The 23,153-nt window shown below is 74.7% G+C and carries 4 protein-coding genes (1 of these 4 only partly in view); all 4 read left to right on the top strand.

From position 1 onward, the window contains the following. Tightly spaced (each overlapping or abutting the next), the 4 genes in view from ACIBTU_RS32440 to ACIBTU_RS32425 form a layout consistent with a single transcriptional unit that may run on beyond the window. A protein-coding gene (locus tag ACIBTU_RS32440; protein ID WP_399130242.1) for an SDR family NAD(P)-dependent oxidoreductase crosses the window boundary here: on the top strand, positions 1 to 20,666 show its 3' portion. The gene continues 1,384 nt to the left of window position 1, outside the view; the window shows 20,666 of its 22,050 coding nt (coding positions 1,385-22,050); its start codon lies off the left edge, out of view; its stop codon occupies positions 20,664 to 20,666. Beyond that, positions 20,663 to 21,649: an LnmK family bifunctional acyltransferase/decarboxylase gene (locus ACIBTU_RS32435; RefSeq protein WP_399130241.1), complete on the top strand. Its 987-nt coding sequence runs from the start codon at positions 20,663 to 20,665 to the stop codon at positions 21,647 to 21,649. Before ACIBTU_RS32440 ends, ACIBTU_RS32435 begins: the two co-directional genes overlap by 4 nt. Further along, positions 21,646 to 21,906 carry an acyl carrier protein gene (locus tag ACIBTU_RS32430; protein WP_399130240.1) on the top strand — a complete coding sequence of 87 codons (261 nt, stop codon included), beginning with the start codon at positions 21,646 to 21,648 and terminating at the stop codon, positions 21,904 to 21,906. Before ACIBTU_RS32435 ends, ACIBTU_RS32430 begins: the two co-directional genes overlap by 4 nt. Further along, on the top strand, positions 21,903 to 23,153 hold the full coding sequence (locus ACIBTU_RS32425) for a hydroxymethylglutaryl-CoA synthase family protein (protein ID WP_399130239.1): 1,251 nt from the start codon (positions 21,903 to 21,905) through the stop codon (positions 23,151 to 23,153). The genes ACIBTU_RS32430 and ACIBTU_RS32425 overlap by 4 nt, the downstream gene beginning before the upstream one ends.

The following is a 23,153-nucleotide window of genomic DNA, read 5'->3' as shown; positions in this document are numbered from 1 at the left end:
ACGGTCCGGGTGCGATCGTGCTCGTCGGCGCCGACGCGGCGACCGCCGCCGCGCTGCGCGACGCCGTCGCACCGGCCCGCGTGGTGCGGGCCGAACGCGCCTCCGCCTTCCAGCGGATCGCCGCCGACCACTACCGTCTCGACCCGGCCGTCCCGGACCAGCTGACCGCCCTGACGACGGCGCTGGCGACCGACGGCGTCTCCCCCGCCGCTTACGTGCGGTGCGCCCGTGCGGGCCGCGCCGACGGGCCCGGCACGGTCCCCGACGCGTACCGGGAGAGCTGGGCGCTGGCCGTGGCCGTCACCGGCACCCGTCCGACGCGGCCGGTCCCGGTGCTGTTCCTGCACGCGCACGACACGGCCGGGCCCCGGCCGCAGGAGGCGGCGCTGGGGGCGCTGGCCCGCACCTTCTCCGCCGAGGCGCCCATGCTGCGCTGCCGTGCCGTGGGCCACGACGCGGGGACCCCCGCGGAGCTGGCCGGCCTGGTCGCCGCCGAGTGCGGAGACCTGTCGGCCGAGCACGAGGTGCGCCGCACCGGCGGCACCCGCTCGGTGGTGCGCCACGAACTTCTGACGCTGCCCGCGATCCCCGGTACGGGGCCCGCGAACGGCGTCTACCTGGTCACCGGTGGCGGTGGCGGTCTGGCCGCGCTGGTCGTGGACCGGATGGTGGCGCGGGGCCCGGCGCGGTTCGTCCTGACGGGCCGCAGCGAGCCGGGCGACGGGCTGACCGAGCGGATCGCGGGGTGGCGCCGTCGCGGCGCCGAGGTCACGTACGTGCGCGGTGACGTCACGCACGCCGACGACGTGCTGGCCGCCGTGGCCTGCGCGCGCGAGACGTACGGCCGTCTCGACGGTGTCCTGCACTGCGCGGGCAGCGTCGACGACGGCATGTTCTTCCGCAAGGCCCCCGAGCGCTCCGCCGCCGTGCTGGCCGCCAAGGTGACGGGGACCCTGCACCTGGACGAGGCGACCGCCGACGACGACCTGGAGTTCTTCGCGCTGTTCTCCTCCGTGTCGGCGTCCGTCGCCAACCCGGGGCAGGCCGACTACGCGTACGGCAACGCGTTCATGGAGCACTTCGCCGAGCGGCGGGCCGCCCGGAGCGACCGTTCCGGCACCACCGTCGCGATCGGCTGGCCGCTGTGGGCCGACGGCGGCATGCGGGTCTCCGAGGAGGTGCGGCGCCGCTCCGCCCGGGACACCGGACTGCACGCCCTGCCCACGGACCTGGGCGTGGACGCGCTGTTCGGGCTGCTGGCCGGGCGGGCGCCACGCGCCGTCGTCACCTACGGCGACCAGGAGCGCATCGCCGGACTGCTGCCCGCCCCGCGGGGCGCGGCCGGTACGGCGGGCACGCCCGCGGCCGAGGCTCAGGATCATGATCAGGCTCAGGCGCACGGTGAGGACATCGCCGTCATCGGGATCGCCGGCCGCTATCCGCGGGCCGCGGACCTGGAGGAGTTCTGGCGCAATCTGGCCGAGGGCCGGGACTGCGTCACCGAGGTGCCGGCGGAGCGCTGGGACCACACCGCCTACTTCGACCCGGAGCGCGGGGCGCCCGGGCGCACGTACGGCCGCTGGGGCGGTTTCCTCGACGGTGTCGACCGCTTCGACGCCGCGTCGTTCGGGATCTCGCGGCGCGAGGCCGAGCTGATGGACCCGCAGGAGCGGCTGTTCCTGACGGTGGGCCGGCAGGCCGTGGAGAACGCCGGGTACCGGCCCGAGGAGCTGGCCCGTACCCGGGTCGGCGTGTTCGCCGGTGTCATGTGGAGCCACTACCAGCTGTGCACCGACGGCGGCGCCGACGCGGTCGCCCCGACCGCCCTGCACTGCTCCGTCGCCAACCGGCTCTCGTACTGCCTCGACCTGTCCGGGCCCAGCATGGCCGTGGACACGGCCTGTTCGTCGTCGCTGACCTCGCTGCACCTGGCCGCCGAGAGCATCCGGCGCGGCGAGTGCGCGATGGCGATCGCCGGCGGCGTGAACGTGGCGGCGCACCCGCAGAAGTACCTCCAGCTCGCCGAGGGCCGCTTCCTGTCGAGCGACGGGCGCTGCCGCGCCTTCGGGGCGGACGGCGACGGATACGTGCCCGGCGAGGGCGTCGGCGCGGTCCTCCTCAAGCCGCTGTCGGCGGCGCTCGCCGACGGCGACCACGTCCACGGCGTGATCAAGGGCTCGTTCCTCAACCACTCGGGCCGCACCAGCGGTTTCACGGTGCCGAGCCCGACCGCGCAGGCGGAGCTGATCGCCGACGCCCTGGAGCGGTCCGAGGTGGCCCCCGGCAGCGTCGGCTACATCGAGGCGCACGGAACCGGCACCGCGCTCGGCGACCCGATCGAGGTCGAGGGGCTGCGCCGGGCGTTCGCCGACTCCGGTCTGCCCGCGCGCAGTTGTGCCGTGGGCTCGGTGAAGTCGAACATCGGGCATCTGGAGAGCGCGGCCGGTATCGCGGCCGTCACCAAGGTCCTGCTCCAGATGCGGCACCGCGAGCTGGTGCCGTCGCTGCACAGCGAAGAGCCCAATCCGCACATCGACTTCTCCTCCTCCCCCTTCGCCGTGCAGCGCGCCCGGGAGCCGTGGACCCCGCCGCCGGGCGCCGAGGTGCTGCGGGCCGGGGTGAGCGCGTTCGGCGCGGGCGGTTCCAACGCCCACGTGCTGCTGGAGAGCGCACCGCAGGCCCCCGCCACGCCTGTGACCGGGCCGCAGCTGCTCGTCTTCTCCGCCAAGGACGAGGAGACGCTGCGCGAGGTCGTACGCCGTCAACTGCGGCACCTGGACGGGCTGTCGGGTCCGGCGCGCGGCGGCGCGGACGACGGGGTGCGGGACCGGCTCACGCGGGAGGTGGCCGCGCTGCTCGACGTGCCGGCCGACGCCGTCGACGTGCACGAGAGCCTGACCGATCTGGGTCTTGACCGGCTGGCGCTGGCCGAACTGGGCCGCCGGGCCGAGGACCTGCTGCCCGCCGGGCCGCCGTCCGCCCAGACGTCCGTCGCCGAACTCGCCGAGTCGGCGACCTCGGCGGGCGCTGCCCACACTGTGCCGCTCACGGACATCGCGCACACTCTGCGGGTGGGGCGCGCCCAGCTCGCGTCCCGGCTCGCCGTGGTCTGCGAGGACGCGGACACCCTGGGCCGGCAGTTGCGCCGGTTCCTGGACGGCGCCGAGGCGGGTCCGGGCGTGTTCACCGGACAGGTCGCGCCGGACGCGGAGCCCGCGCCCGTGCACGGGGCCGCCGAGCTGTTCCGCGCCGGCCGGCTCTCCGAGCTGGCCCGCGCCTGGGCGGAGGGCGGCACGGTGGCGTGGGACGAGTGCCGCGCCGACGGTCCCCGGCCGCGCCGGGTGCCGCTGCCCGCGCACCCACTGGACGAGCGCTCGTACTGGATCGGCGACTGGAAGAACGCCCGTGCGGAGGACCGGGAGGACCGGGAGGACCGGGGCACGGTGCACGCCGAGCCTGCCGCCCCGGTCGCCCCCGTCGCACGGCCCGAACTGGACGCGGACGAGGCGGTGTCGGCCGTCGTGGACGCCGTCGGCGCGCGCCTCTACCTGGCGCGGGACGAGGTCGACCAGCGGCTGTCGTTCAGCGAGATGGGCGTGGACTCGGTCGGCGCCGTCGAGATCGTGGAGCAGCTCGGGGCGCGGTTCGGCCTGGAGCTCGACCCGGTCGCCCTGTTCGACCATCCGACGGTGCCCCGGCTCGCCGCCCACCTCAGGACGCTGTGGCGCAGCAGCCCCGCGCCGCTCGCCGAGGCCCCGGTCGCGGCGCCCGTCGCACCCGTGACCCCCGAGGCCCCCGTCTCCTCGGGCGACATCGCCGTCATCGGCATGTCGGGGCGTTTCCCGGGCGCCGAGGACCTGGACGCCTTCTGGGAGAACATCGCGGCCGGGCGGGACAGTTTCACCGAGGTGCCCGCGCAGCGCTGGGACGTCGGCCGTATCTTCGACGCCGACCGTCTCGCGCCGGGCCGCACGTACAGCAAGTGGGCGGCGATGCTGCCCGAGGTGGACCGGTTCGACGCGGCGTTCTTCAACCACTCGCCGCTCGAGGCGGAGGTCATGGACCCGCAGCAGCGGCTGTTCCTGGAGCAGTCCTGGTCCGCTCTGGAGCACGCCGGGTACGCGGTGGGCGCCGACGAGCGCACCTCCTGCGGTGTGTTCGTGGGCTGCGCGCCGGGTGACTACTCGACGCTGCTCACGGAGGCGGGCCGGGCGGACACCGGGCACGCGTTCCTCGGCACCACCAGTTCGCTGCTGCCCGCCCGCATCGGCTACTTCCTGAACCTGGACGGGCCCACCATGGCGGTGGACACGGCCTGTTCGTCCTCGCTGGTGGCCGTGCACCTGGCCGCCGAGAGCATCCGGCGCGGCGAGTGCGCGATGGCCCTGGCCGGGGGTGTGGCCCTCATGGTCACTCCGCAGCTGCACGTGCGGGCCAGCAAGGTCGGCATGCTGTCGCCGCGCGGCCGCTGTCTGCCCTTCGACGCGGCGGCGGACGGGACGGTGCTCGGCGAGGGCGTGGGCGCGGTCGTGCTCAAGCGCCTGGACCGGGCCTTGGCCGACGGGGACCACATCCACGGCGTGATCCGGGCGACCGGCGTCAACGGCGACGGCCGCACGAACGGCATCACCGCGCCGAGCGCCGTGTCGCAGGCCGCGCTCGTCGCGGACGTGCACGAGCGGGCCGGCGTCGTCGCCGAGGACATCGGCTACGTGGAGGCCCACGGCACCGGCACCGCGCTCGGCGACCCGATCGAGGTGCGGGCGCTGACCGAGGTGTTCCGCCGCACCACGGACCGCGAGGGCTACTGCGGCATCGGCACGGTGAAGGCCAACATCGGGCACACGACGATGGCGGCCGGCATCGCCGGGCTGCTCAAGACGCTGCTCGCGCTGCGGCACGGCGAACTGCCGCCCGCCCCTTCCTTCGAGCGGCCGAACCCGAAGACGGCGCTGGAGTCCAGTCCGTTCTTCGTGGTGCGCGACCGGCAGCCGTGGCAGCCGGGCCCGGGCGGGGTACGGGTCGCGACGGTCAGCAGCTTCGGGTTCAGCGGCACCAACGCGCACGCGGTGATCGCGCAGCCACCCGCGCCGCGGGACCGCCCCGCCCCGGAGGACCGGGAGCGGCTGTTCGTGGTGTCGGCGCGCGACGAGGCGGGCCTGGACCGGCTGCTGCTGCGGCTCGCCGACGCGGGCCTGGACGGGGCCGACCCGGCCGACGTGGCGTTCACGCTCGGCGCCGGGCGCGCCCATCTGCCGGTCCGGGCGGCCGTGATCGCCCGCGACCTGCCCGAACTGCGCCGCAAGCTGCGGCAGTCGGCGTCCCGCGAGAGCGCCCCGGGCTGCTTCCGTACCGGCTCGGGCAAAGCCGCCCAGGCTCCGGACGGGCAGGCTCTGGCCGCGCTGACCGAGCGCGCCGGTTCCGCCGCGTCCACGGAGCGGGTCGCCGCCCTGGAGGGGCTGGCCGCCGCCTATGTCGCGGGCGCGGACCTCGACTGGCGGGCGCTGCCGTACGGGGCCCGGCCCCGTCGAGTGCCGCTGCCCACCTACCCGTTCGCGGGTGACCGGCACTGGATCTCCGTGCCGGAGGAGTCCGCCACCGCCCCGGAGGCCGAGGCCCCGGCCGCGGCCGGTCCGCACCCGCTGCTCGGCGCGCCCTCGGGCGCGCCCGGCGACGCTGGCGGGGCCCGCTTCCCCGTGTCCGTGCCCGCCGCGCACTGGGTGCTCGACGACCACCGGATCGGGGACCGGCCGGTGCTGCCGGGCGCGGCGGGGCTCGACCTGGCCGTGACGGCGGCCCGGCAGATCGCCCCGGCGGGGCCGGTGCGGCTGCACGGGGTGCAGTGGCTGCGGCTGATCGACGCCGAGGCCGCCGCGCACCTGTCCCTGACCCTCACCTCGGACGGTGACGGATACCGCTTCGCGCTCACGGCGGGCGCCGACGCGGCGGTGTGCTCCCGGGGTTCGGCCTCGGTGGGCGGCGCCGCCCCGGCCCCCGAGACGCTCGACCTCGCCGGGATCGCCGCGCGCTGTTCCCGCGAGGTCCCCGCGGACCGCTTCTACGAGGACTTCCGCGCCGGCGGCATCTCGTACGGCCCGGCCTTCCGGGTCCTGGAGAAGATCACTTTCGGCGACGACGAGGTGCTCGGCGCGCTGCGCGTCCCCTCGGACACGGCCGGCTTCGCCCTGCACCCGGCGCTGCTCGACGGCGCCCAGCAGACGATCGCCGCGCTGGAGGCCGGCAACGACGCGACGCTGGTCCCGTTCGCCGTCGAGACCGTGGAGGTCCTCGACGCGACGGCCGTCCCCGCGTACGCCCATGTGGAGCGGGCGGGGGCGCAGCGGTACACGGTGCGGCTCGCCGACCGGTCCGGACGGGTCTGCGTGCGCTACGAGGGCCTGACCCTGCGGGCGCAGCACAGCGCGGTCGACTCGATGATGTACCGCCCGGTGTGGCGTCCGGCCTCCGCGGCGGCCACCGGCGAGGTGGCCCCGGCCGGACGGACGGCCGTCGTGCACACCGCCGACTCGGCCGAGCTGGCCGGGGCGCTGACGGCCCGTACGGGCGCGACGCCGGTGGAGCTCGCCGGTGACGGCGCGGCGGACCATCCGGTGCTCGGAGAGCCCCTGGACACCGTCTACTTCCTCGCCCGCACGGGCGCCGAGACGGCGGAGCCCGCCGAGCGGGACGGCACCGCGCTGGCGCTGTTCCGGCTGGTCAAGCGGCTGCTGGACGCGGGTCGCGGCCGGGACCGGATCGCGCTGCGCATCGTCCTGGCCGGCGCGGTGCCGGCCGACGCGCAGGAGCCGGTGCGCCCGCACGCCGCCGGGGTGCTGGGCCTCGCCCGGGCGATCGAGTCGGAGTGTCCGCGCTGGAGCGTCTCCTGTGTGGACGTGGGTGCCACGGGAGGGACCGGCGACGCCGTGGAGCGCACGGCCGAGCGGGTCGTGGCCGAGCCCGGCACCGAACCCCTGGTGCTGCTGCGCGACGGGACCCGTCTGGAGCGGGTCTTCGAACCGCTGCGGACCGAGGCGCCGCAGGGCACGGCTCCCTTCCGCGAGGGCGGGGTGTACGTCCTGGTCGGCGGGGCCGGCGGGATCGGCTTCGCGCTGAGCCGGCTGCTCGCCCGGATCGCCCGGGCCCGCCTGGTGTGGATCGGCCGCAGCCCGGAGGGGCCCGAGCACCGGGCGAAGGCCGCCGAGATCGCCGCTCTGGGCGGTGAGGTGCTCTACGTGTCGGCGGACGTCGCCGACGAGGCGGCGCTGCGGCGCGGCCTGGAGGCCGTGCACGCCCGGTTCGGCACGGTCGACGGCGCCGTGCACGCGGCCCTCGACCTGCGGGACCGCACCATCGCCCAGATGGACGAGGCGGACTTCCTCGCCGGGCTGGCGCCCAAGGTCGCCGGGATGACCGCGTTCGCGCGGGTCTTCGGCGCCGAGCCGCTGGACTTCATGCTGGTCTTCTCCTCGGCGGTGTCGTTCGTGGAGGCGGGCGGGCAGGCCAACTACGCGGCGGCCAGCACGTTCGAGGACGCCTACGTGCAGTGGCTGGACCGGCGGCACGACTACCCGGTGTCCGTCGTGAACTGGGGCTTCTGGGGCAGTGTCGGCGCGGTCGCCAACGACCGGATGCGGTCCGCGTTCGCCCGCCTGGGCGTCGGCTCCGTCGAGCCCGCCGAAGGCATGGCGGTGCTGCGCCGGGTCGTCTCCGGACGGCTGCCCCAGACGCTCGCGATGAAGGCGGATCGCGCGGCACTGCCCGCCATGGGCATCCGGGTCACCGGAACACCCGACGCCACCGCCACCGCCGCGCCCGCGGCCCCGGCGCCGCGCCCGCAGGCCGTGGCGGGCCGCGCGCCGGTCTCCGCCCCGGGCGGGGATCTGTCGGCCGACACCGTACGGGCCTATGTCGCCGGGGTGTTCGCCGAGGTCCTCAAGTACGACAGTGCGGCGCTCGACCCGTCGGCCACGTTCGAGACCTTCGGTGTCGACTCGCTGGTCAGCCTCAACATCGTCGACCGTTTCGAGCAGGACCTCGGCGACCTGCCGCAGACCCTGCTGTTCGAGCACATGACGATCGACCAGGTCGGCGCGTACTTCCTCGCCGAGCACCTGGAGCGGCTGACCGCCGTCCTCGCCCCCGGGCAGTCCGGCGCGGCCCCGGCACCCGCCGGGGAACCCGTGGCGGCCGCCCCGACCGCGGCCCCGGCCGCAGCGGAGGGTGACGTCGCGGTGTTCACGCGGGCGCAGGAGGCGTTCGCGCAGGTGGAGGCGTTCAGCCGGGACCTGCTGTGCCGTACGTTCCCGCACCTGGACGGCGTACCGGCGGCCGGTGAGCGGATCACCGCCGACGCGCTGGCCGGCCGGCTGGGCGTGGTGCGCCGGCACCGCCGGCTGTTCGACGCCGCGCTGAGCGTGCTGCGCTCCTGCGGGGCGGTGACCGGTGACGCGGACGGGCTGGTGTTCCACGGTCCGGACGCGCTGCCGGGCGAGCCCGTGGACGGTGCCGAAGTCGCCGCTCGCTACCCGGAGATGAGCGGTCACGTCACGCTCCTGGAGCGGACCCTGGGAGCGCTCGGCGAGGTGCTCGCCGGCCGCCGCAATCCGATGGACGTGCTCTTCCCGAAGGGGTCGGTGGCCCTGGTCGAGCCCATCTACAAGGGCCAGCCCATCGCCGACCACTACAACCGGCTGCTCGGCGAGGAGGTCGCGGACGCGGCCCGCCGGATCCGCGCGGAGCTGGGCCGGCCGGCCCGGATCCTGGAGATCGGCGCGGGCACCGGGGCCAGCTCCCGGACCGTGCTCCCGGCGCTGGCCGCGGCGGACGCCGAGGCCCACTACTGCTACACCGACATCTCCCCCGCGTTCCTGCGCCACGGCGAGCGGGAGTTCGGCCCCGCGCACGGCGGGATGCTGGCCTTCCAGGTCCTCGACATCTCGCAGGACCCGGCGGCCCAGGGCATCGGGACCGGCTCGTACGACGTGGTGCTCGGCACACACGTCCTGCACGCCACCCCGGACATGGAACGCACGCTGGCCCACATCCGCACGCTGCTGCGGCCGGGCGGCGTGGTGCTCGTCAACGAGATCACGCGCTTCTCCGAGTTCCTCACTCTCACCTTCGGTCTGACGACCGGCTGGTGGATGTACGAGGACGCGGAGCGCAGGCTGCCGCACTCGCCGCTGCTGGCGCCCGCGCAGTGGCGCGAGGTCGCGGCGGCGGCCGGGCTGCGCACCGTGCGCACCCGGGGTCTGCCCGGCATCGCCGCGGACGACCTCGAGCAGTCGCTCGTCGTGGCCGAGCGGCCCGCCGAGGACGCCGCCGGTGCCGTGCCGGACGCGGCGGCGCAGGGGGTGTCGGACGATTCCGTACGCTCGTACGTCACCGGCGTGTTCGCCGAGGTGCTCAAGTACCGCGCCGAGGACCTGGATCCGGCGGCGACGCTGGAGACGTTCGGCGTCGACTCGCTGGTCAGCCTGAACATCGTGGACCGCCTCGAGCAGGATCTCGGCGACCTGCCGCAGACGCTGCTGTTCGAGCACACGAGCATCGAGCGGCTCGCGGAGTACCTGGCCGCGGAGCACGCGGAGGGGCTCGCCAAGGTCCTGGGCGGGCCGGCCGCGGAGCCCGCACCGGTGGCCTCCGCGCCGGCACCCGAGGTGCGGGAGATTCCCCAGCCCGCGCCGACGGCCGCTGTGACGGCGGCGGTGACGGCCGAGCCCGCACCCGCCGCCCAGGCCGACGCATCGCCGGAGGAGGCTTCGGACGCGCTCGACATCGCCGTCATCGGTGTCGTCGGCCGCTACCCGAACTCCCCCGACCTGGAGGCCTTCTGGCGCAACCTGTCCGAGGGCCGCAGCTGCATCCGCGAGATCCCGTCCGAGCGCTGGGACTGGCGCCGCAACTTCGACCCGGACAAGAACGCCAAGCACCGCAGCTACAGCCGCTGGGGCGGCTTCCTCCAGGACATCGAGATGTTCGACGCCCCGCTCTTCGGCGTCCTGCCGCGCGACGCCGCCGACATCGACCCGCAGGAGCGGCTGTTCCTGGAGACCTGCTGGGAGCTCCTGGAGACGACCGGCCACCTCGGCCAGTACACCCACGAGCCGCAGACCGGTGTGTTCGCCGGGCTCATGTACGGCGAGTACGGCCTGCTCGCGGCGGCCACCGACTGGCCCGCGGGCCGCTACGCCACCGGCCACTCCGCGTACTGGTCGATGGCCAACCGCGTCTCCTACACCTTCGACCTTCAGGGCCCGAGCCTCGCCGTCGACTCCGCCTGCTCGTCCGCGCTCAGCGCCATCCAGCTGGCCTGCGAGAGCATCCGGCGCGGCGAGTGCCGGATGGCCATCGCCGGCGGGACGAACCTGATCCTGCATCCCGCCCACTTCGCGGCCCTGTGCGCCCGCAACATGCTCTCGGCCGGTGACGCCTGCCGGGTCTTCGACGCGGGCGCCGACGGGTTCGTGCCGGGTGAGGGAGCGGGCGCGGTCCTGCTCAAGCCGCTGGCCCAGGCCGAGGCCGACGGCGACACGATCTGGGGCGTCGTCAAGGGGGCCTTCAGCAACGCGGGCGGCAAGGTCAGCGGGTACACGGTGCCCAACCCGAACGCTCAGGCCCGCCTCGTGGAACAGGCCCTCGACCGGGCCGGAGTGCATCCCCGGACCGTGTCGTACGTGGAGGCCCACGGCACCGGGACGGCGCTGGGCGACCCGATCGAACTGGGCGGTCTCACCAAGGCGTTCCGCGCCGCGGGCGCCACCGACGAGGGCTTCTGCTCCATCGGCTCGGTCAAGTCGAACATCGGTCACCTGGAGGGCGCGGCCGGCATCGCCGCCGTGACGAAGGTGCTGTTGCAGCTCAAGCACAAGACCCTGGCGCCCACCATCCATCTCGACACCCTCAACCCGAAGATCGCCTTCGAGGGTTCGCCGTTCCGGCCGCAGCGCGTCGCCGAGCCCTGGGACCGCCCGGTCGCCGAGGTGGACGGCGTGGAGCGCAGCTGGCCGCGGCGGGCCGGTATCAGCTCCTTCGGAGCGGGAGGAGCGAACGTGCACATAGTGCTGGAGGAGTACTCCGGCCCCGGTCCGCAGGAGGGCGCGGCGGCCGCCGGGGAGCCGGAGCTGTTCGTGCTCTCCGCTCTGGACCGCGGCACGCTCGCCACGTACGCGGAGCGGGTCGCCGACTTCCTGGACACGCCCGACGGGGCCCGGGTCCCGCTCGCGGACCTGGCCCACACGAGCCGGACCGGGCGCCGTGAGCTGCCCGAGCGGCTCGCCGTGACCGCGACGACGCACGCCCAGCTCTCGGCCCGGCTGCGGCAGTTCGCGGCCGCCGGAGTGGACGGGACGGGCGAGGGCGTCATGCTCGGCACCGCGCGCAAGGGCGGCCCGGCCGAAGGCCTGACCCCCGAGGAGCTCACCGCCGCGCTGACCGCACGGCGCTGGGACACGGCGGCCGCGCACTGGGTCACCGGAGGCCGCGTCGACTGGCGCACGGCGAACGGGGACCGGCGCCCGCGCAAGGCGGCGTTCCCGACGTACCCGTTCCACCGCAGCCGCCACTGGATCACCTCGGACCCGGACCATCTGGCACCGGAGCTCCAGGACGGGGCGGGGCGTGCGGCGGAGACCCGGGAGGCGGCAGGACTCACGGCCGCGCAGGAGTACCCGGGCGCGGAGAAGCCCGCTGCCGAGCCGCAGGGCACGGCGGAGCCCGGCGAGGCGGCGCGACACGTGGCTCGGCCCACGGAGGAAGCATCGGTCACGGGCCGGCCTGCGACCGAGCTCCCGGTCGCGGCGGAGCCCGCGCAGGCCCGCTCGGCCGGACCCCGCGACGCGGCGCAGCCCGTGCAGGTGGCCCAGGTCGTGACGGCCCCTGCCACGGCACCCGTCGACGAGACGCCGGTCGCCGCGGAGCCTGGGCCGGTGGTGCCGCCGGAGGCGGACGGCGAGGACGAGGTCACCGTCGAGCGGGCCGTCAGCCACCCCGCGCTGGCCGTCGCGGCGCACCACCGGATCTCCGGGAGCCGCTGGGTGCCCGGGGTGGCGCTGCTCGAACTGGCCCGCGAGGCCTGTCCGGTGCCGGATGCGGACGACTCGGGGCTGAGCCTTCCGTTCCGGGTCGGTGGTGTGCGCTGGAACCGGCCCGTCGACCTGGACGCGGGCACCGAGCGGGTCCGCCTGGGCTTCACCGGGGCGGACGGCGGACAGGCGTTCCGGGTCATGGCCGACGGGCCGTCCGGCGCCGTCGTCGCCGCCCGGGGCGTCCTGACCCCGGGCCCGTGCACTCCGGACGCCGGCCTCGACCTGGCCGCGCTGCGGGAGCGCTGCACCGAGCGCCCCGACCCCTGCGAGTTCTACGACGCGTTCGCGCGGGCGGGCCTGGAGTACGGGCGTCCGCTGCGCACCGTCGCCGGGCTGTGGACCGGCGCGGGAGAGACCCTCGTCCGGCTCAGCCTGGGCCGGGTGCAGCGCCAGATCGGCTCGCCGCACGTCCTGCACCCCGCGCTGCTCGACGGCGCGCTCCAGTCGGTGTCGACGCTGTGCGGGCGGGACGACTCGTACCTGCCCGTGGGCATCCAGGAGATCCGGGCCCACGCCGAACTGCCCTCCGACAGCTGGGCCCACATCCGCGAGGTCACTCCGGCCGGGCCGGCGAACGGGCGGCGCCGATTCGACATCCGGCTGTCCGACGGCACGGGGCGGGTGCTCCAGGCCGTGGACGGGCTGGAGATCGCGCCGCGCGGGGGCGCCGGTGGCGCCGCCCCGGCGACCCGGACCCGCTATCTGGCCCCGGTCTGGGCCCCGACCCCGCTGCCGCCGGCCACGGAGGACACTCCCGGCACCGTGCTGCTGTGCGGGACCCGGACTCCGCAACTGCTGGAACTGGCAGCGGAGTTGACGGGGTCGGGCCACACCGTCGTATGCGCGGCCGACGGCCCCGAGTTCACGATCGACAGCTCGGGCGCGTACGTCTCGTACACGCTGCGCGGCACCGACCCGGCCGAGCACACCCGGCTGACGGAGGACCTCGCGGAGCGGGGGCTGCTGCCGGGAGCGATCGTGCATCTGGCGGACGAGGAGGCCGGTGAGGTCCCCGAGGTCCTGCCGTTCGTCCTGTGGTCGGCGGTGGCGGTGCTCGGCCGACCCGAACGCCCCGCTCTGCGCGTCGTGTTCTCCCACCGCCGGGGCCCACAGGGCGCGTCCGCCCACCACGTGGCCGTGGGCGCGACCCTGCGCACGCTGGGCCTGGAGCACAGCAAGTTCTCCGGTGTCCGGCTGGAATTCCCGGCCGAGGGCCCCGGCGCGCGGGCGGTCGTCGACGAGCTGCGCGCGGCGCGCCCCGGAGCCGTCGAGGTCTCCCTCTCCGCCGACGGCACGCGGAGCCAGAAGGACCTGGAGGCGTTCGAGCCGCCGGCCGCACGGCCCTGCGACTTCACGCCGCGCGCGGACGGCGCGTATCTGATCACCGGCGGCGCGGGCGCGCTCGGGCTGCACTTCGCGCGGTTCCTGGCCGAGCGGGCCGGTGACGGCGCGACGATCGTGCTCGCGGGACGCTCGCGGCCGGGACCGGACGCGGCGGCGCGGATCGAGGAGCTGAACGGATCGGGGGTCCGGGTGCTGTTCCGGGCCGCCGACCTGACGGACGCCGCGTCCGTACGGGGCCTGGTGGCCTCGGTCGCCGCCGAGTTCGGTCCGCTGCGCGGCGTGCTCCACTCGGCCGGCGTGACGCGTGACGCCCGCGCGGTCAAGAAGACGGCGCGGGAGCTCGCGGAGGTGCTCGCTCCGAAGGTGCCGGGCACCGTGCATCTGGACGCGGCGACGGCGGACCAGCCGCTGGACTTCTTCGTCCTGTTCTCCTCGATGTCCGGCGAGGCGGGCAATCTCGGGCAGGCGGACTACGCGTACGCCAACGCCTTCCTCAACGCCTTCGCCGCGGACCGCGAAGGCCTGCGCGCGCAGGGGCTGCGTTCCGGACGCACGCTGTCGATCGGCTGGCCGCTGTGGGCGGACGGTGGGATGACGGTGGACGACGCGACCCGTGAACTGTTCGCCCGCACCTGGAACATGGTGCCGCTGAGCACCCGGGCCGGTCTGGAGGCGTTCGTGCGCGGCCTGGCCTGCGAGCTGCCCGCCCTGTGCGTGGTGGAGTCGCTCGTCGGGCAGGAGACGGCGGCCCCGGCGGCCTCCGCGAAGCCCGCCGCCACGGTCGACGCGGCCGTCACGGCCCAGGCGGGCCCGGCGGTGGACGAGGCTCGGCTGCGGTCGCTCGTCGAGGACGAGACCCGGGTGCTCGCCTCGGGCTTCCTGCTCGTGGACCCGACCGAGGTCGACGTCACGGCCGAACTCCTCGAGCTCGGCTTCGACTCGATCACGCTGACCGAGCTGGTCAACAAGGTCAACGAGCGGTTCGGACTCGATCTGCTGCCGACAGTCCTCTTCGAGTGCCCCGACCTGACCTCGTTCGCCGCCTACCTGACCGAGCATCACGCGACGGAACTCGCGGCGCACTACGCGCCTGTGGCCGTCCCGGAGGAGCGGTCCGCGCAACCGGAACCGGTCCAGGTACTCGCGCCCGAGCCCGAATCCGAGCCTGTGAAGGTCGCTGAAGCCGACCGCGAGCCGACCGCCGGGGCCTCCGACGCCCCGGCCCCGGCACCCGCACCGGCTCCGGCACCCGCTCCGGTCCCCGCCCGCTCGGAGATCGCCATCATCGGCATCTCGGGGGTGTTCCCCGGCTCGGCGGACGCCGACGCGTTCTGGGCGCACCTCGCGGCCGGCACGGACCTGGTGCGGCCGGTCCCCGAGGACCGCACCGCGATCCGCGCCAAGGCCGCCACCCGCGACCTGCGCGGCGGCTTCCTCGACTCCGTCGACACCTTCGACGCGCGCCTCTTCGGCATCTCGCCCAACGAGGCCGCGCTGATGGACCCGCAGCAGCGGCTCTTCCTGCAGAGCGCCTGGCACGTCTTCGAGGACGCGGGCTACCGGCCCGCCGACCTCGCGGGCAGCGCCTGCGGGCTCTTCGTCGGCGTCGCCACGCACGACTACGACGACCTGCTCAAGGAGAGCGGCGTCGCGGTCCAGGCCCACACCGCGACCGGCATCGCGCACTCGGTGCTGGCCAACCGGGTCTCGTACCTGCTCGATCTGCACGGTCCCAGTGAGGCCGTCGACACGGCGTGCTCCAGCTCCCTGGTCGCCCTCCACCGCGCGCTGCGCGCCATCCAGGACGGCGAGTGCGAACTCGCCGTCGCCGGCGGCGTCAACGTGATCCTGACCCCGGGGCTCCTGGAGTCGTTCAGCCAGTCGGGGATGCTCAGCGCCGACGGCCGCTGCAAGACCTTCGACGCCGAGGCCGACGGGTACGTACGCGGTGAGGGCGTCGGCGCGGTCCTGCTGAAGCCGCTCGCGCAGGCCGAGGCCGACGGCGACCACGTCTACGCCGTCGTCAAGGGCACCGCCGTCAACCACGGCGGCCGCAGCAACTCGCTGACCGCCCCGAACCCGGAGTCCCAGGCCCGCGTCGTGGCCGCCGCCGTGCGCGCGGCCGGCGTGGAGCCGGACACGATCACGTACATCGAGGCGCACGGCACCGGCACCCGGCTCGGCGACCCCGTCGAGATCGAGGGGCTGAAGAAGGCGTTCGCGACGCTGCACGCGGAGCGCGGGGAGGCCGTGCCGGACAGCGGCCGGATCGCCGTCGGCGCGGTGAAGACGAACATCGGTCACCTGGAGACGGCCGCCGGTATCGCGGGCATCGTCAAGGTGGTGCAGAGCATGCGCCACCGCGAGCTGCCCGCCAGCCTGCACCTGCGGAACCTGAACCCGTATCTGCGCCTGGACGGCACGCCGTTCACCGTCAACGACCGGCACCGGACCTGGGAGCCCGCGCTCACCTCGGACGGGCGCCGGGTGCTGCGCGCCGGGATCAGCTCGTTCGGCTTCGGCGGCTCCAACGCCCACATCGTGCTGGAGGACCGTCCGCCGCGTCCCGTCTCCCCCGTGCAGGACTTCGCGCCGCACACGGTGCCGCTGTCGGCGGGCGACCCGGACGACCTGCGCGCCTACGCCGGGCGCCTGGCCGAGCAGCTGGCCCGCACCCCCGACGCCGACCTGGCCCGGGTCGCGTACACCCTGCAGACGGGGCGCACCGAGCACCGGTACCGCTTCGCCGTACGGGTGCGCGACCGTGCCGAGCTGATCCACGCCCTGGAGACGTACGTGGCGGGTGAGCTGCCCGCGCACGCCGCCGCCGACACGGCCCGGCGCGACGTCCCCGCGGTGCGCGGCGACGAGGATCCCGCGCTGCTGGCCAAGCTCTGGTGCGAGGGCGCGGCCGTGCCGTGGCACTCCTGGTGGCCCTCGTCACCGGGCCGGATCCCGCTGCCCACCGCTCCGTTCGCCCGCACCCGGCACTGGTTCCGCGCCCCGGAGCCCGAGCCGGAGCCCGAGCCGGAGGCCGCGCCGGTTCCCGTGCCCGTACAGGAGCCCGAGTCCGTACGGGAGTCCGTGCGCGTGCCCGAGCCCGTGCGGAGCGCGGACGCCGCCCCGTCCCGCCCCCGACCCCGTACCCCCCTGTCCCGTCCCGGTGCCGCCAAGGAGACCGCCATGACAGCCCGCAGCGACACACCCCCGACGCGCCGGGGTCCCCGGATCCGGCTCGCGGCGCCGGGCCGTCCGGCGGACACCGCGCCGGCCCCTTCCCCGGCCCCCGCCCCCGCCCCGGTGGCCGCGCCCGCCCCGGCCCCGGTCCGTATTCCGGTGCAGCCGGGCCCGGAGACGCGGGAGACCGTGGCCGCCGCTCCGGACGTCGCCGCGACCCTCGTCGCCCTGCTGCGCGGCGAGCTGTCGACGATCCTGGGCACGCCCCCGGAGGAGGTCGAGAACGACACCCCCTTCGGTGAGCTCGGGCTCGACTCCATCTACCGCATGGACCTCATCCGCACGATCAACGACCGGTTCGGCCTGGACCTCAAGGCCGCCGAGCTCTACAACTACGACACCGTCGACAAGCTCACCGAGTTCGTCGCGCCCCTGTGCGGCCCCACCGCCGCGGCGCCCGCGCCCGAAGTCACCGGTACCGACACCCGGACCGCTCCCGAGCGCATGGCGGACCTCGTCCACGACGTCGTACGCCAGGAGCTCGGCCGGGACCTCGACGACGCGCTGTCCTTCGTCGACAACGGCTTCGGGTCCTTCGACATGCTGCGCGTCGTCGCCGCGCTGGAGCGGGTCTTCGGCGCGCTGCGCAAGACGCTGCTCTTCGACCACCCGACCGTCGGCGCGCTCGCCGCGCACCTGGCCGAGACGCATCCCGACGCCGGCCCCGTCTCCTCGGCCCCGAGTACCGGCCGTACCGGCCCCGCGGCCTCGGCCGCCCCCGCGCCCCGGGAGCCGTACACGGGCGGCGCGCTGGTCGTCGAGAAGACCGCGCTGCGCGAGCAGCCCGCGATCGCCGAGACGGTCGCCGGCCTGGAGGCCGCGTACGGGCGCGAGGGCGGCCTCCCCGGCCGCGACATCGCCCCGCTGATCTTCCTGGGCGCGGAGCGCACCTCGTACTTCAACTTCTCGATCCGTGACGACGCGATGCTCACCTGGAGCTATGTCGGTCCGTCGGCGGACATGCCCGCGCTGGCCACGGAGTTCGTCCGCTACGGACAGGCCCACGGCCTGGGCGCGAACATCGTCTCGCTGATCCGCCTCGAGGAGGTCGACGGCGTCCGGTTCACGGCCACGCCCTTCGGCGCCCTGCAACGGCTGGAGGACATCTCGGACTTCAGCCTGGAGGGCGGCCCGATGCAGCGGCTGCGCTACGCGGTCCGCAAGTTCGAGAAGGCGGGCGTCTGCCGGACCGAGGAGTACACCGTCGGCTCCGACCCGCGCACCGACCAGGAGATCACCGTCCTGATCGACCGGTGGGCCGCGGCCAAGGACATGGTCAACCCGTACGTGTCCACGGTCCGTGACGAGATCGGCCGGGGCATCCTCGCCGAGCGGCACCGGATGTTCCTGACGTACCTGGACGACCGGATGGTCGCCGCGGTCATCGTCACCAAGATCCCGTCCGAGGACGGCTATCTGCTGGACCTGGAGTTCTACCCGGAGGACGCGCCGATGGGCGCCCTCGACCACACCGTCGTGCGGATCATCCGGCAGACGGCCGAGGAGGGCTGCACCGTCTTCAGTTTCGGCGGCAGCTTCGGCGCGAAGGTCTGCGAGTCGCCGAACGCGGCGCCGGAGGCCGAGGCCGCCCTCACCGATCTGCGCTCGCGCGGCATCTTCACGGGTGACGGCAACCTCCGCTTCAAGAACAAGTTCCGCACCACGAACCTGCCGCTGTACCTGTGCCAGCCGGCGGACACGGAGCGTACGGACGTCTCTCGGCTGATCCTGATGATCGCGGACCCGGACGTGGGCGCGGCCGCTCCCGCCGCCCCCGCCGCTCCGGTCCCGGCGGCCCCCGCCGTAGCGGTGCCCGCGCCGCAGTCCGCCCCGGCGCCCGCCCCGATCGTGACCCGCGCCCCGGCAACCACACCCGCACCCGCCGCCACCCGCCCGCGCGAGGAGCAGCTGTCGCGCAACGGCTGGAACCCGCTGCATCTGCCGTCCTCCGACATCGAGTTCGACCTCGTCACGGACTCCTGGGCCGAGCTCGACCGCCCGTTCGTGCACACCCGCACCGCCGAGCTGCACGCCCGTGCGGCCGGCCGCGCCGTGGGCCAGACCCTGGAGGGTCTCGACCTGCTGCCGTTCTCCTGCGTCGTGGCGACCACGTCCGGCCGCGCGGCGGAGGCGGCCCTGTGCCGGGCCTGGCCGCAGCAGGGCGTCGTCCTGCACAACTCCCTCTTCCCGACCTGGTACTTCAGCCACCTCGACCACGGGCTCACCCCCGTAGAGGCACCCCGCGCCGCCGGCGCGGAGTCGGTCTTCCGCGGCGACCTCGATCTGGACCGGCTCGACACGCTGCTGCGCGAGCACGCCGGCAAGGTCGCGTTCCTGTGCCTGGAGGTCAGCAACAACGCCCGGGGCGGCGCCGCGCTGAGCCTGCACAACCTCACGGGCGTCCGCGAGCTCGCCGACCGGCACGGGGTGCAGCTGGTCCTCGACGCCACCCGGATCCTGGAGAACGCGGCGCTCGTCGCCGCGCACGAGCCGGGCCGGCAGGACCGCGACCCGCTCGACGTGACCCGCGAGATGTTCTCCCTCGCCGACAGCGTCACCATCAGCCTGTCCAAGGACTTCGGCGTGGACTGCGGCGGCATCGTCGCCACCGACGACCCGACCGTCGCGCACCACCTGCGGGAGCGGATCGCGCTGCGCGGCCCCGAGGCGGGGCGCTCCGTGCGCGCGCTGGCCGCCGAGGCTCTGGAGGACACCGCGTGGGCGGTGCGCGCGACGGGCGAGCGGGTGCGCCGAGTGGCCGCGCTGCGCCGCGCGCTGGCCGGGGCGGGTGCCCCGGTCGTCGCCGACGAGGCGACGCACTGCGTGCTCCTGGACACCGCCCGGCTGCCCGAACTCGACGGGCACGAGCACCCGGTGCCCGCGTTCCTGGCCTGGCTGTACCTGCACACGGGGATCCGCGCCGCCGCCCACCTGGACGGCTCGACGGGCACCTCGTCGCTGGTGCGGCTCGCGGTGCCGGTGGGTCTGGACCCGGCCGCGGCCGACACCCTCACCGCGCGGCTGACCGCCCTGTTCACGGCGCCGCGGCACATCCCGGACCTGGTGGCGGTGCCCGGCGACGGCCCGGCCGCGCTCGCCTCGTACCACCCGGCCGACCGGGTGCCCGACGACATCCGCGAGGCGATGACCGAGGGCCACACGGCCGGGAACGACAACTGGACGGTCCTGCGCGAGCACCACCCGGGCGTGCGGCGGCAGTTGCTGCCGCTGGCGGCCGGTGAGGGCGGCGGCGACGTCGAGGTGTTCACCGCCGGGACCGGTCCGACGCTGCTGCTGATGCTGCCGTTCAACATCGGCGCGGGCCTGTTCGGCCCGCAGTTCGCGGCGCTCAGCGACCGCTACCGCGTCGTCGTGGTCCACCACCCGGGCGTCGGCTCCACCACGGCCTGCGAGGAGCTCGGCTACGAGGGCATCGCGGACCTGTGCCTGCGCACACTGCGGCGCCTCGGCGTCGACGGCCCGGTCCACGTGGCGGGTGCCTCGTTCGGCGGCATCACCGCCCAGACCTTCGCCCTGCGCCACCCCGAGGCCACGGCGTCACTGACCCTGATCGGCAGCTCGTACAAGCTCGGCAACCGCGACGGGGAGGTCAACCGGCTGGCGCTGGTGGCCCGCGAGGACTTCGACCGGGTGCAGGAGCACAGCGGCTCGGCCCGCCTGGACCGGGAACGCGGCCGCTACGAGGAGCTGCTGCTGCGCTGCGAGAGCATGGACCCGCAGACCGGCCTGCGCTACCTGGACGTCTTCGCCGCCGCACCGGACCTGCTCGGCCGCCTCGGCGACATCGCGGTGCCCACCCTGATCGTGCAGGGCCGGCACGACACCGTCATCCCGCAGAAGACGGCCCATCTGCTGCACGGCGCCATCCCGGACGCCCGCTTCCACGAGGTGCACGACGCCGGGCACTTCCCGAGCCTGTCGAGCTCCGACGAGTTCAACGCCGTCCTGTCCGCCTTCCTGGAGGAGCACCCGGCATGACCATCACCCCGACCGCTTCGGCCGCCACGGCCACGGACGCCGGACACGGCATCACCCGGACCGTCACCGTGCGGCCCGGCATGTGCGGCCCCGGCTCGCTGTTCCCCGGCCAGCTCGGCGACTGGACCTGGGAGACCGTCACCGCGCAGTGCGGCACGGACGTGTTCGCCGCGCGCGACGCGTCCGGCAACCCCACCTACCTGGCGTTCTACTACTTCCGGGTGCGCGGCGACCGCACACTGCACCCCCGCTCCCTCACCTTCGGCGACCGCCTCTCGGTGACCTCGGGCTGCTACGACCAGGGCACCGAGTCGGTGCTCACCCTGCACCGCGTCGACCGGGCCGGCACCCCTGACGCGGACCGCCCGCTCGACCTGGCGGAGTTCTACGAGCGGCCGCGCGGCGGCACGCTGTACGTGGAGAACTTCAACCGCTGGGTGACGCGCTCCGACCCGAACAGCAACCAGGGCCTGGTGAAGTCCTCGCCGCCGGACTTCCGCAACGAGGGGCTGCCCGCGCTGTCGGCCGCGTACTCGCCGCGCGCCGTGTACCGCGAGGCCCGCGACGCGCACACCTTCCGGGCCGTGGACGAGCCGGGATTCACCCCGCTGGACACGACCGTCGAGATCGAGCACCCGGTCGACGTCGTCCGCGACGTCAACGGTGTCGGCCTTCTCTACTTCGCCTCGTACTTCTCCATGATCGACGAGGCGGCGCTCGCGCTGTGGCGCCGGCTCGGCCGCTCCGACCGGGCGTTCCTGCGCCGCGTCGTCGTCGACCAGCAGGTCTGCTACCTCGGCAACGCCGACCTGGACTCGGTCCTGGTCCTCGGCGCGCACGCCCGGGCCAGCACCACGACGCCCGGCGAGGAGATCGTCGACGTCGTCATCCGCGACCGCGACAGCGGCCGCGTCATCGCCGTCAGCACCCTGCACACCGTGCACGACGTGCACGGCTCCCACGACCCGAAGGGGCACGCATGACCCAGGCACCGATCGACGTGCGGGCACAGACCGCCGAGCTGGTGAAGGAGGTCGTGACGGAGATCCTGCCCGGCGTGGACCGCGACCTCATCGGCGGCTCCCGCCACCTGAAGGATCTGGGCGCCGACTCCGTGGACCGGGTCGAGATCATCGCCGCGCTCCTGGACCGCTCCGGGGTGGACGCCCCGATGTCCGCGTTCAGCGAGCTGCCCGACATCGACGCCCTCGTCGACTTTCTGAGCGGAGCCCCGCGATGAGCACGACCGACGCCTCCGGGGCGTACGGCATCGAGGCGCTGAACGTGTGGTGCGGGCTGGCCCGGCTCAGTGCCGCGGACCTGTTCGCCGGGCGCGGTCTGGACCCGGACCGCATCGACAACCTCATGATGTCGGAGCGCTCCATCGGCCTGCCGATCGAGGACCCGGTCACCAACGCCGTCAACGCGGCCCGGCCGATCGTGGACGCGCTGACGCCCGAGGAGCGGGACCGTATCGAGCTGGTGGTGACGTCCACCGAGTCGGGCGTCGACTACAGCAAGTCGCTCACCTCCTACGTCCACAAGTACCTGGGCCTGAACCGGCACTGCCGGCTCCTGGAGGTCAAGCAGGCCTGCTTCGGCGCGACCGCCGCGGTGCAGACGGCGCTGGGCTATCTGGCCTCCGGGATCTCCCCCGGTGCCAAGGCCCTGGTGATCGCCACGGACGTGGCCGTCGTGGACGAGAAGGCGGAGTACTCCGAGCCCGCGGCCGGGCACGGCGCGGCGGCCGTCCTGCTCAGCGACCGGCCCCGCGTGCTGACCATGGACCTCGGCGCGTTCGGCAACTACAGCTACGAGACGCTCGACTCGGCGCGCCCGTCGCCGCGCTTCGACATCGCCGACGTCGACCGCTCCCTGTTCGCGTACCTGGACTGTCTGAAGAACTCGTACGCCGACTACGCGTCGCGCGTCACCGACGTCGACTTCACCCGCGACTTCGACCATCTGGTCATGCACACCCCGTTCGCCGGTCTGGTCCGGGCCGGACACCGCAAGATGATGCGTGAGCAGGGCGCGGCCGGTACGACCGTGGACGCGGACTTCGCCCGCCGGGTCGCCCCGTCGCTGATCTACCCGGGCACGGTCGGCAACCTGTGCTCGGGCTCGGTGTACCTGGCGCTGGCCAGCCTTCTGGACTCGGGCGTCGTGACGAGCCCGCGCCGGGTGGGCCTCTTCTCGTACGGCTCGGGATGTTCGTCGGAGTTCTTCAGCGGCATCGTCGACGAGCGGTCGGCCGCGGCGGTCGGCGAGCTGGGCATCGGCAAGCATCTGGAGGCCCGGGCCCGGATCACGTTCGAGGAGTACCTCGCGGTCCTGGAGCACAACCTGGAGTGCCTGGTGCCGGTGGAGAACCGGACCGTGGACCCGGAGCCGTGGGAGCCGATCCTCGCGCGGGCCGGCGACCGGCCGGAGATCCTCACCTTCACCGGTGTCCGCGACTACCACCGGCAGTACGCGTGGCGCTGA

Origin of the sequence: Streptomyces sp. NPDC050145 (genome assembly GCF_044460245.1) — a bacterium.
Taxonomy (GTDB): Bacteria; Actinomycetota; Actinomycetes; order Streptomycetales; family Streptomycetaceae; genus Streptomyces.
Note: the sequence above shows the minus strand (reverse complement) of the source record. Positions and strands in the feature narration are given on the sequence as shown.